We start from the raw sequence: 12,522 nt of genomic DNA, 5'->3' as shown, positions 1-12,522 counted from the left end.
ATATATGAATATCTTCCCTTTTGCTGCCTCACAGGTTATAATTTTATTTGGGCATTTACATCGACATTTCCCTTTAGGAGGTAATTTTGAAGCAAACAGGAAGATTTTTGATAATATTCGGTTCACTTATGATATTATGGAATACATTTTTGATTAAGCCCATAAAATTGTTTACTGTTTTTCTCCATGAGTTGGGGCATGCTTTTATGGCTATTGCCACCGGCAGCGGTATAACTGAGCTTAAAATATATTTTAATGAAAGCGGGCATGTCATGTCACTTCCCAAAAGCTGGTGGTCAGCCTTTCTTATCGCCAATGGAGGTTATTTGGGAAGTGTTCTTTTTGCAATTCTGATACTGGTTCTTAAAAATACCCGTTTCAGAAAATACATAATAGGGGTCATAGCCATTATATTTCTTGGATTTACATTCAGATATTCCGGTATTGCGTCATTTACAATGCTTTACTCAGTAATATTTGCTGTTTTTGCACTCATACTTTATATGATTCAGAATGACACCCTAAACCAATGGGTAATTGAGATAATTGGTATTGGAAGTGTTACATATGCAATATATGACACGCTGGTGGATACCGTGATAATGCAGCTTAATTATCAGTTTGGCCTTTTCAGAATGGGCAGTATGCCGGTAACTGATGCTGTATCTTTATCCAGACTAACTCATATTCCAGCAATAGTTTGGGGTATGATTTGGGTAGGTATATCCATTTTTGCGGTGTATTCTGTTTTTTTAAAGAGCAAAAGTAAGCCTTCACGGAAAAAATATTGATTATATAAATAGGCTAATTTTTAAATGTTAACATAAATATTGATTATACATGACTATTCGGAGGGAAACATGGCAGATAAAATTCAATTAATGAAAGATAAGATTAAGATACTTAACAAAGCGGCAAAAGCATACTATCAGGAAAATACTGAAATAATGCCCAATATAGAATACGACAAGCTTTATGACGAATTATTGGAACTTGAAAAAGAAACAGGTGTTGTTCTATCCAACAGTCCGTCTATTCATGTAGGATATGAACTACTGAGCAATCTGCCAAAAGAACATCATGAAAAGCCAATGCTGTCTCTTGATAAAACGAAAGATGTAGATACTTTAAAGGAATGGATAGGCAGCCAAAAGGGCATTCTTTCATGGAAACTTGACGGGCTTACTATTGTGTTGACTTATCAGGACGGGCATTTGTTAAAGGCGGTTACAAGAGGCAATGGTGAAGTGGGAGAGGTTATTACAAATAATGCAAAGGTATTCAGGAACCTGCCGGTTACCATAGCATACAAGGGTACGTTGATTTTGCGTGGAGAAGCCATTATCCGCTATTCTGATTTCATTAAAATAAATAATGAAATAGAGGATGTTGATGCAAAGTATAAGAATCCGAGGAACCTTTGCAGCGGGTCTGTAAGACAGCTGAACAACAAGGTTACATCGGAAAGGAATGTCTATTTCTTTGCCTTTTCTTTGGTGAAAGCCGATAATGTTGAGTTAGGTAATTCCAGAGCTTCTCAAATGAACTGGTTGAAAAATCAGGGCTTTGATATAGTGGAATTTAAAGAGGTAACAAGTACTGATATAGAAGAAACGGTTCAATGGTTTTCACAGAATATTGAAGCAAACGATTTACCGTCAGACGGGCTGGTACTTACATTCGATAACATCGCCTACGGGGAGTCGTTGGGTTCTACAGCAAAATTTCCGAGAGATTCCATTGCTTTTAAATGGAGGGACGAAATCAAAGAAACTACCCTTCTGCACATTGAATGGAGCGCTTCAAGAACCGGGTTGATAAATCCTATTGCCATTTTTGAGCCCGTTGAACTCGAAGGAACCACCGTAAGCAGGGCCAGTATCCATAATCTAAGCATTATGGAAGGTCTGCAGCTTGGAATTGGTGATACCATAGGTGTATATAAGGCAAATATGATAATACCCCAGATTTCTGAAAATATCACCAGAAGCGGTATGGCTCCCATACCTGATGAGTGTCCTGTTTGTAAGGGCAAAACCGAAATAAAGCAGGAAAATGGAGTAAAAACATTATACTGTGTTAATAATGAGTGTCTTGCAAAGCAGATAAAGTCATTTACGCATTTCGTCAGCAGAGATGCTATGAATATAGAAGGTTTATCCGAAGCCACTTTGGAAAAATTAATTGCAAAAGGCTTAATAAAAGAGCTGGCGGACTTATTTCATATAGAAAAATACAAAAATGAAATAATTGAGATGGAGGGCCTGGGTGAAAAATCCTTTAATAAATTGGTTGCGTCAATAGATAAGGCTAGAAAAACTACTGCTGTAAGGCTTCTGTACAGCCTTGGAATCCCCAATGTAGGTCTGTCTAATGCGAAGCTTATATGCAAATATTTTAAATACGATTGGAATAAAATTGAGAATGCTGACTTTACTGAATTGATTCAGATAGGCGGAATCGGGGATATTATGGCGGAATCATTTATTAGATTTTTCGCTGATGAAAAGAAAAAGGTTATAGTTCATGATGTTTTAAAAGAATTGGAACTTGAAAAGGTTCAGTTATCTCAATCAGAACAGATTTTCGAAAATATGAACTTCGTTATTACAGGTTCCGTTGAGAAGTTTAAAAACAGGGATGAATTAAAGGATGTCATTGAGGAAAAAGGTGGAAAAGTAACCGGCTCAGTTACTTCAAAAACCAACTACCTGATAAATAATGATAATATGTCTAACTCATCAAAGAATAAAAAAGCAAAGGAGTTAAACATAAGTATTATAACAGAAGCACAGTTCGTTGAATGGCTTAATAACGGGGTAAAACCTGAGTAGAAATTGAAAAAAATTCAATAAGGTTAGTGGGAATGGCGGGTACAAGTATGTACCTGCTTTTTTGTGTGAAAAATAGTCGTGGAGAAAAATGTCGAAAATACAGATATTATTTTTTTACTGGGAAAAAGGAGTAATTAAACAGTCAAATACGACCCTTATATTACAGATGGAGATTACCTGTGTTTTGGTGCAAAAATTAAAGGAGTGTCAAAAACATAAGGATATCCATGAAAAATAAAAAGCATTAAATTGCTGATGGACTATGGTAATATTCAACTGATTGTTATTAAATTCAATATGTTCTAATATATGTATATTACATTTATTTTTTGAAAAGAGGTAATTTATGAAGAGAGGATGTCTTATTTTTTTAACTGCAGTTTTATCATTATTACTATGCACAAATGTTGGTGCAGCTTCTTTAGATTCGAAAATAACAATTATACAAGCTAAGTATGACAATTTAAAGGGATTCTCAAGTTCAGATTATGATATAAATGACAATAACCTGCCACTTTTAAAATTTCAAAAAGGTGAAAAATATGGAGTTTTAAATAAAGACGGGGTTATTATAGTAGATGCAATTTATGATGATATATGGGATTACTTTCATGGATTTATTATTGTTACAAAAGAAAATAAAGTTGGTTTTATAGATGAGAACGGTAAAAAAATTACTGACATCAAATATGATATGTATGGTGTCGGAAACTTTTTTGAAGGACTTGCCAGGGTGGAGTTTAATGGAAAATGGGGCTTCATAGACACTACAGGAGAAGAAGTCATACCACTAAAATATGATGATGTGTTTAATTTTGTTGATGGTGTTGCACCTGTATGTGTTAATGGGAAATGGGGACTTATCAATAAGACAGGTAAAGAGATACTTGCCCCCAAATATGCACAGATTGGCTATGAAGCAGAAGGTATCGGTACTCTCATCAGCTTTCGGGGTGGGATTGCTCAGGTAAAGGATTTTAACAATAAATGGGGGTATATTGATGAAGCCGGAAAGGAGGTTGTTAAGCCTCAGTTTGATGAAGCATATGACTATAGAGACGGATTTGCTCCATTTGTAAAAAATAAAAAAGTGGGGCTTGCAACTAAGGACGGTGTAGTACTTAACCCGATTTATGATAATATTTATGACTTTGGGAGAAATGATATCACTTTCTTTTCTCAAGGTAAAAAATTGGGTCTAATAAATAAAAATATGACTGTACTCGCTAAGCCGCAATTTGACGCTGCCGGTACAATATCAGCCGATGGATATATAAAAGTAAAAAAAGGTAACAAATACGGTTTTATAAATAAAAACGGTAAAGAGATAATTAAACCGCAGTATGATGGAGCAGGGACATTTTGTTACGGTTTAGCCCCGGTTGTTATAAAAGGAAAAATAGGCTATATCAATATAAAAAATAAGCTGGTTATTCCGGCACAATTTGAAATAATGAAAGATCAAAACAGTAATGAGAATTTTGAATTTGGAACTGCAGTTGTATTAAAAGGTGGTAAGTACGGGATTATAGATAAAAATGGAAAGTACTTAACGAATCCTAAATACGATTCAATTGAACATAGTTACGAAAATCAATTGTATATAGTAAAGGAAAAAGGAAAGTTCGGAATACTTGATAAAAAAGGTACAGTTATTCTAAATCCAAACTTCACAAGAATTCAGGTTGTAAAAAACGTAATTTGTGCTGAAGCCAATGGTTTATCAAAATTATTTGGATTAGACGGGAAAGCAATTACACAGCAAAGTTATAAGAATATGACGCCCTGTTATTCAGACTCTAGAGAGTTTGAGATTTTTACTTTTGATAATAATGGCAAGAAGAGTGCGATAATATACAAAATGGAACACAATTTTTCAAAAAATTAAAAATTATTCCAAAAAATTCATTTAGTCCATTGACACAGTATCGAGCTAATTGTATAATTATGTAAATTGCACTCTGTTTTTGTTTTTTTAGACCTTAAATTTAAATTTTATTTAGGGGGCGATGTATTTGGAAAGTGAAATTTTCCGATTTGTAGGCATCAGGCCTGCACAAAAAGTAATAAATTATAAGGACGGTTTGAAATACCTAAATTATACGCTAAACATTGATGACAACCTGACACATTCTATAGCAAGTTATAGAAACAGATATCTTGCAGCAAGAAAAATCCGCTCATACACCACGAAAATCCCACCTTTTTTTTACGATATTATGCATTGTATATATAGTTTGGCATCTAATATACAGAAAAATGAGTATATTGAAAAACTCATACATGATATAGATGCTATTCTTATGGAAAAAGGGTATGCAAGCTCATTGGAGCTTTATTCATCGGTTAAGAAGGAAAATAAAGAAACGAATGAAAGTATTTACAGTATACTTTGGAAGCAGCTGCTTTCGTTTGCCTATTGGACATATGACGATCCTCAGGCTCATGAAAATGTAATTACCTCCCTAAGAGTAATAAACCTTATAGATTATTTAACAAACAATGATATCAAAACAAAGACTATTGAAGATATACATACAATTTTAAATGCATCAGTTGTTATTCCAAAGCATTTTTTCAAGAATAAAACCTCTTCAAATCCTTCCCAGAGTGAACATTTCAAAGTACTGGGCGTAGGCGACCTTAAAGTTGTCAAGCAGACATATAAAGGGGCTAAAATGGGTGATATAGCCTATATTGAAAATGTACTAAAGGGAGAGCTTAGAGAGAGGATTCACCGGAGGCTTGATAGGACAGAAGATGTTTCGTTTCTAGAAACAGAAACAACAAAAGAGGATGAAAAGGATCTTCAAAACAGTGAAAGGTTCAGTCTTCAAAGAGAATCCCAAAGCATAATTTCCTCAAATACCGATTTTAGCGCAGGCTTGAGTGTATCCGCTTCTTACGGACAATTTGTCAAACTTACTGCAAACACAAATATATCACACTCCGGTTCACAATCAGAAACAAACAGAATAGCTTCGGACTACTCCAGAGAAATAGTGTCACGTGCAGTCTCCAAAATAACGGAAAGAGTTAAAGAGTCCCGTACAAGTACATCAATAAGCGAGATAGAAGAAAAAAACAACCATTCTTTCGACAACAAAACAGGTGCTGATAATGTGGTTGGGATATATAGATGGGTGGATAAGGTTTACGAAGCAAAAATATTCAATTTTGGCAAGAGAATGCTTTATGAATTTATCGTTCCCGAGCCGGCTGCTTTTTACAACTTTATAAATAAGAAATCAAAGACTGAAATGAAAAAAGGTGTGAAAATGCCCAGTGCACTGAGTATAACACATAGAGATATAACCGAGAACAATTTCAATAACTTTATACATCAATATAATGTAAAGGGAGTTACACCGCCACCTGTTAAGCTGGTATCAATTGGAGAATCCTATGATATACCTGCAGATCATCCTGCTATAGTAACTAATGTAACCAAAAAACTTAAAGTGCCGGATGGATACAAAGCTGTGCGGGCATATGCCGGAGGAGGCGGTGTAGGTAATAATAGTGATTTTCAGGTAGTGATAGGAAAAGTATGGAGAGATAAACCCCAGCTATTCGAAATAATGAACCTTGACGGTTATATAGGTGATATACCTGTAGCCATAATGATGAGAGATTATGCCGGAGTTGCAATAAATATCGTTGTCGAGTGTGAAAGAACCCCCGAACTTTATGAAAGCTGGCAGATTAAAACATACACAGCCATAGTGGAGGCTTATGAAGCTCAGATGGCAGAATACCGCAAACAGCTCTCTGAATTGGAATATACCCAACCCGTTTATAGTAATCCGGCAACAAATAGAGAAATTGAAAAGAAAGAATTGAAAAAGTGGTGTATTCACTTACTGAGGGGAGAGGAATTTAATTTTAGTGCATTCAACGAAACCGATTCAGAAATTAATATAAAACTAAACAGTGTTCCGAAAATTGGTGAAAATGTGCAATTCTTTGAGCAGGCTTTTGAGTGGGAACAAGTGTCGTATGTATTCTATCCATATTTCTGGGGGAGAAATGAAGGTTGGGATGATGCAATTAAAGACACTGAAGGCTCCGACCCACAATTCACCAAGTTCCTGCATGCAGGTGCAGCAAAGGTGATTGTCCCCGTTCGCCCCAATTATGAAGAAGCACTGGCTTTCTATACAAACACCGGCAAGCTTTGGAATGGAGGAACTGTCCCTCTTATTGATGATGATCTTTATGTATCGATTATTGATGAAATAAAATCACAGACCAATGATACGGCAGAAGGTGTATTTACCGGTGAACAGTGGGAAGTTACAATCCCAACCTCATTAGTTATTCTTCAGAAGAGTGATGAACTGGAAGCTTAGGAATTCAGTGAATTATGTTAATACAAGTCACTTATTGTTTAGATAATAAACAACAGCCTTTTAATAGGGGGGGGATACTTAAGTTGAAGATAATGAAGGAAGATATAGAATATCTGGCTTTAGAAGGCGGAGGTGGCTGTGGCAATGCTTTTATCGGAGCAATCAAGGCTCTTGAGGATATAAATGTAATTCAGCATGAGAACTTCCGTATCAAAAATATAAAAGGAGTAGCCGGCGCTTCCGCCGGCTCTATAACATCGCTCTTTCTGGCATGCGGATATAATTCCAGAGAGATAACAGACATTTTAAAGCTGGAGAACTTTAATAAATTCTTTGATGGACCTGATATAAATAAGCAGCCGTTTTTAATAAACAATAATAAAATGAGCAACACAAGGTTCCTTGAAAGAGAACAAAAACGTTTAAATGGTCTAAGTGATATACACAAGAAGATATTACAGGGGCTTGGAATAAAATTCAAAACGTTAAGAGATTTTAAGCTGGGAGAGTTTCAAGGAATAATAGGAAAATATTTAAACCCAATTATAGACGATGTGATTACAAATTTCGGCAAAAACAACCTACCCGACGAAGTACTTCTTAGAATCAAAAAAGGGAAAAGAGATTTAGTTTACTGCCTTCATACCGATTTTGGAGTATTTACGGGAAATGAAATAAGAAATTTCTTTGACAAATGGATCTCTATGGCAAGGGTGAGAATTGAGAACCCTGATATGTTTAAAAATGCCAGTATATCTGACTTATCCCGTACTTATGATCAGAGTAAATCATCTTATGAATTTAAGAAACTCTATATGAATACTTCTATCGGTGATTTGGGTAAGTTGACTAAAACCAAGCTTGCATTTACAGGTACTAATATGCTGGATATGAAAAGTTACATCTTTTCCAGCTTTGATGATATGACAAATAAAATATCCGCGGCGGATATTGTCCGTATTTCAATGAGTATTCCATTTGCATATAAACCTATAATAATTGAGCCCGAAGACCTGCAATACATCTTTGGAAGTTCAGACTGGAAAAACCATAGGGAACTGGAAGGGGTCTGGGTAGATGGAGGTCTAACTAACAATATTCCTATAAATGCCTTCAAACAGTTTTCAAACAGCTCATCCCAGCCAAATACTTTTGGTCTCAGACTAAACAAGGATGAACAAACACCGATATTTAACATTTTGGATTTTATAAAACAATATTTGAGCCTGCTTGGAGGTACCGGAGAGGCTCATATGTCAGGAACACAGCCTTTTAATGATAACTGTATTCAGCTGGATGCAAGTCCACTCAAACTTTTTAGCTTCACACCTGATCCTAAAGATTTTGACAAGGTCAACGCCAAATCTTACGTGGATGTGGTAAAGTATTTTGAGTGCCAGAACGTGTGTAACCCTGTCTGTGAGTTTTTATTAAGTCAGGAATCGGGAAGAAGCAATGGGACGGTTGGAAACCGTCTGAGATGAATGAATTTAAACTACTATTACAATTGAGAAATGAAATGGGAAAGCTAGAGATTAAACTTTGACTCTAACTAATTGTGAAAAATAGATTTTAAGCGGTTTTATGATACATGGAGACTGTTTGTTTGCTAAGAAAATAAAAAAGATGCATAATAGATACTAATAAAGTATTTAAAAAGGAATAATAATAAATGCACAAATTTTATTTTATACAAACAGAAAGATTGTTAATTAGAATACTTAAAATGGAAGATAAAAATGATTTTTTCCAATATCGTTCCATGCCTGAGATTTATCAATACCAAGCATGGAGACCAAAGGATATCGACGAAATTGAAGAGTTTATTAATAAAAATATTTCTGTATGCCCTAACACAAGAAATACGTGGATGCAATTGGCTGTGTGCTTAAAGGAAGGGCAACTGATTGGAGATATTGGAATTCATTTTTTAGAGGATGATTATCAGATTGAAATTGGCTATACACTTTCTCCTAAATATCAAGGTAACGGGTATGCTGTGGAAGCAGTCAAGGCCGTAATTAATTATGCCTTTACTGTTTTTAAAAAACATAGAATTACTGCATCAGTTGACCCTGATAATTTAAAATCAATAAAACTTCTTCAAAAAATCGGATTTAGAAAAGAAGCTCACTTTATTAAAAGTTGTAGGTTGGGCAACCAATGGTATGATGATTGTGTATATGCGATATTAGCAGAAGAGTGGCAATCTCTCTAAAGAATCTGATATTGTAGTTCACACAGGTATTATAATTCACTGTCTTTCTGAGTAAAAGCAATACTCTTTTGGAAACTGAGCGCAACTTGAATAATTTATAGAAGAGAAGACTAAGTAATCTTCTCTTTTCTTTGTGTGGTGAGTAGGACTTGAGCCCACACAGTCTACCTTACCCTCTCATAGGAGTATTATTTTGTGTTAGGGTTATTTTTAAGATATGATATAATTGTACATTGTAATAATGGACAAGTATAAAATAGGCTTTAAGTATGAAAAATAAATAATTATTAAGAAGAATAAGTTTGAAAAATACTAGGGCCCGCTAAGATTTCTCCCGAAACTGTTAAGGAAAATAAGCCAAAAGAGAAATCGTGATAAAGGAGATACTAAAAAATGAACCCAGCTTTTAGTGATTATAAATTGAGTAGTGAAATATTAAAAGCAATAAGCATGTTGAATTTTAAAAGTCCTACAAAGGTTCAAGAAAAGGTTATACCAGCTGTTTTAGAGCAAAAGGACATTATAGTAAAATCCCAAACAGGAAGTGGAAAGACAGCTGCATTTGCTGTCCCCATTTGTGAATTGGTAGAATGGGATGAAAATAAACCTCAGGCATTAGTGATTACACCTACAAGAGAACTTGCTATTCAGGTGAAGGAAGATATGTTTAATTTAGGTAGATTTAAAAGGCTTAAAGTATCAGCGATTTACGGCAAGTCTCCCTTCTATAATCAAGAAAAGGAACTCAAACAAAAAACGCATGTAGTGGTTGGAACACCGGGACGTATCATAGACCATATCGAAAGAAATACATTTGACACATCAAAAATAAAGTATCTTGTAATAGATGAAGCTGATGAAATGCTCCATATGGGATTTATTGAACAAATAGAGACTATAGTATCAAGTCTATCGAAGGAACGTGTTACGGTGCTACTATCAGCAACAATGCCAAGAGATATAGAGGCTCTATGCAACAAATACATGAAAGAGCCTATACGTGTTGAAATAGAGGAGCAAAATCCAACGGCAGAAAGGGTGCATCAGGAGAGGTATGATGTAGACCGAGTAAATAAGATAAACCTTTTAAGAGATATAACAATAGTAGAAAACCCGGATAGCTGTATAGTATTTTGTAATACAAAGCAAAAGGTGGATGAGGTATATAATAAACTTTCACTTTTCAAGTATTCCTGTGAAAAGATTCATGGAGGAATGGAGCAGCGTGACAGATTAAGAGTAATGAATAACTTCAAGCGGGGCTATTTCAGGTATCTGATAGCTACAGATGTTGCAGCCAGAGGGATAGATATAGACAACATTTCACTTGTAATTAATTATGATATTCCACAAGATGGTGAAACTTATGTACACAGGATAGGGAGAACCGGTCGTATAGGCAGGGATGGCAAAGCTATTACTTTTGTAACAAAAGATGAAAGTAAGTATCTGAATGATATAAATCAATACATTGGTAAAGAAATTTTATTAAAAGAAATACCCGATAAAGATACTGTGAATAATTTAAAGCAGGAATTTTCTGAGAAAATAGTTACTACGCCTGAAATTAAAGAAACAAAAGGTGTGCAACTTAATAAAGAGATTATGAAATTACATATCAATGCAGGAAAGAAAACCAAGATGAGGCCGGTGGACATCGTTGGGACACTCTGTAATTTAAAAGGTATGACAGCGGCAGATATAGGTATCATCAATATACTTGATGTATCTACGTTTGTAGAAATATTAAACAATAAAGGTGAGCTGGTCTTTAAGGAATTACAGAAAACACCTATAAAAGGAAGACTTCGCAAGGTAAGCAAAACGGTGGATGAATGACAATTATGTAGAAGCAAGTATCAGAAAAATGACATAAAAAAAGTAATCAACCATATTATGTTGATTACTTTTTTTGGTGCGGACGGTGGGACTTGAACCCACACGGTCTCCCATACGCCCCTCAAACGTACGCGTCTGCCAGTTCCGCCACGACCGCATCTATTAAATTTCTGTGTTTTCGCTGCCGCATTCCGCATCAGCAAGTATGATTATACTAGCTACTATTGAGGTTGTCAATACAATATTTTAAAAAAAATTATTAAATTATATTACCATAACATAATGTAAATAAATTATTTATTTTACGCAAAATGTGTTGAAGTGAAATGCTACGGCTGGTACAATACTATTTAATGACACAAATAAAAAGGAGAGTTATACGTGGGTCTATTTAGTGCAAATTACAATAAGCCGGGACCTGGGGTTGATAAAGATGCACCTCCAAAACCGCGATTTTTTATATTTTTTGAGGTATTAAAAAGGAAATTCTGGCATCTTATAAAGATTAACTTTTTGTACGTTCTCTGCAATATACCCGCTTTGCTATTGGCATTATATGTTTCCACCGTTTATCTACAGAAAGTCAAAATAGATAATACAGGATTTAGCGATTTTTATCTCAGGGTATTCCTTGCAGCTATTATGATTTTTTTATCAGTGGTAACAATTGGGCCCGTACAAGCAGGTTTCACTTATATTATGAGGAATTATTCCAGAGAACAACATGCATTTATCTGGTGGGATTTTAAGGATAATTTCATCAAGAATTTTAAACAAGGTATGATAATAACAGGGATTGATTTTGTTGTAATGTATATTTTGGGTATAGCATTGAATTTCTATCTTAGTACCCCAGGAATACTTGCGACAGCGGCATCAGCTTTTGTATTTCTATCCATAATTGTGTATTGTATTATGCATTTATATTTATATCCAATGTTGGTAACAGTAAAATTAAGTATAAAAAATCTTTATAAGAATGCATTTATATTTTCGCTTTTAAAGCTATTGCCAAACATACTGTTTTTAATATTAAACATTTTAATAGCGTACGCAACTTTCTATAACCCTATCATTGGAGCAGTTTTATATTTACTCATTATTCCTAGCTTCATTGGACTTATGAATAATTTCTTCGTTGATCCTACTATAAAGAAATATGTCGTAGAACCTATGTTGCCTACAGCAGAAGATGATGAAGACGAAGAAGATTCAGATGATGATAGCGGTGAAAGTTTTTATAAAAAAGAACTGCCTGAAGGAAAAGAATAAAATAATA

At 34.7% G+C, this 12,522-nt stretch carries 8 protein-coding genes and 1 tRNA gene; 8 read left to right on the top strand and 1 reads right to left on the bottom strand.

All coding sequences use genetic code 11. The features are described from left to right. Positions 1-86 precede the first annotated feature (86 nt). The 7 genes from CLO1100_RS11260 to CLO1100_RS11230 all read left to right on the top strand — a co-directional run bounded on the left by CLO1100_RS11260 (position 87) and on the right by CLO1100_RS11230 (position 11,243). Complete coding sequence (locus CLO1100_RS11260) at positions 87-791, top strand: M50 family metallopeptidase (RefSeq protein ID WP_014313873.1); 705 nt, start codon at positions 87-89, stop codon at positions 789-791. Between the two features lie 69 nt (positions 792-860). Then, positions 861-2,834, top strand: coding sequence for an NAD-dependent DNA ligase LigA (ligA, locus tag CLO1100_RS11255; RefSeq protein WP_014313872.1), 1,974 nt, complete (start codon positions 861-863; stop codon positions 2,832-2,834). Positions 2,835-3,180: 346 nt separating this feature from the next. Then, the gene (locus tag CLO1100_RS11250) at positions 3,181-4,722 is read left to right on the top strand and encodes a WG repeat-containing protein (RefSeq protein WP_014313871.1); all 1,542 of its coding nucleotides are present in this window, start codon (positions 3,181-3,183) and stop codon (positions 4,720-4,722) included. Between the two features lie 127 nt (positions 4,723-4,849). After that, entirely contained in the window at positions 4,850-7,186 is a 2,337-nt protein-coding gene (locus CLO1100_RS11245; RefSeq protein WP_014313870.1) for a hypothetical protein, read from the top strand. Between the two features lie 92 nt (positions 7,187-7,278). After that, a complete protein-coding gene (locus CLO1100_RS11240; protein ID WP_242836731.1) occupies positions 7,279-8,670 on the top strand; it encodes a patatin-like phospholipase family protein in 1,392 nt (463 codons plus the stop codon). A gap of 188 nt (positions 8,671-8,858) precedes the next feature. Further along, positions 8,859-9,404 (top strand): GNAT family N-acetyltransferase, encoded by a 546-nt coding sequence (locus CLO1100_RS11235; protein WP_014313868.1) that lies wholly within the window; start codon positions 8,859-8,861, stop codon positions 9,402-9,404. Between the two features lie 393 nt (positions 9,405-9,797). Continuing rightward, on the top strand, positions 9,798-11,243 hold the full coding sequence (locus CLO1100_RS11230) for a DEAD/DEAH box helicase (RefSeq protein WP_014313867.1): 1,446 nt from the start codon (positions 9,798-9,800) through the stop codon (positions 11,241-11,243). A 74-nt stretch (positions 11,244-11,317) separates the two neighbouring features. On the opposite strand, the gene CLO1100_RS11225 is transcribed toward CLO1100_RS11230, so the two are convergent. Continuing rightward, a tRNA-Leu gene (locus CLO1100_RS11225) sits at positions 11,318-11,400 on the bottom strand. Positions 11,401-11,624: 224 nt separating this feature from the next. Between CLO1100_RS11225 and CLO1100_RS11220 the strand changes: the two genes are divergently transcribed. Further along, positions 11,625-12,515, top strand: coding sequence for a YesL family protein (locus CLO1100_RS11220; protein WP_014313866.1), 891 nt, complete (start codon positions 11,625-11,627; stop codon positions 12,513-12,515). Positions 12,516-12,522 lie beyond the last annotated feature (7 nt).

Origin of the sequence: Clostridium sp. BNL1100 (assembly GCF_000244875.1) — a bacterium.
Lineage (GTDB): Bacteria > Bacillota > Clostridia > Acetivibrionales > DSM-1351 > Ruminiclostridium.
The sequence above is the reverse complement of the archived record's forward strand: the minus strand, read 5'-3'. Positions and strand labels throughout refer to the sequence as shown.

What these genes read in the sequence shown, in the direction of transcription:
- CLO1100_RS11235 (WP_014313868.1), top strand. Translation starts at nt 8,859, where the DNA reads ATGCACAAATTTTATTTTATACAAACAGAAAGATTGTTAATTAGAATA.
- CLO1100_RS11250 (WP_014313871.1), top strand. Translation starts at nt 3,181, where the DNA reads ATGAAGAGAGGATGTCTTATTTTTTTAACTGCAGTTTTATCATTATTA.
- ligA (WP_014313872.1), top strand. Translation starts at nt 861, where the DNA reads ATGGCAGATAAAATTCAATTAATGAAAGATAAGATTAAGATACTTAAC.
- CLO1100_RS11230 (WP_014313867.1), top strand. Translation starts at nt 9,798, where the DNA reads ATGAACCCAGCTTTTAGTGATTATAAATTGAGTAGTGAAATATTAAAA.
- CLO1100_RS11240 (WP_242836731.1), top strand. Translation starts at nt 7,279, where the DNA reads ATGAAGGAAGATATAGAATATCTGGCTTTAGAAGGCGGAGGTGGCTGT.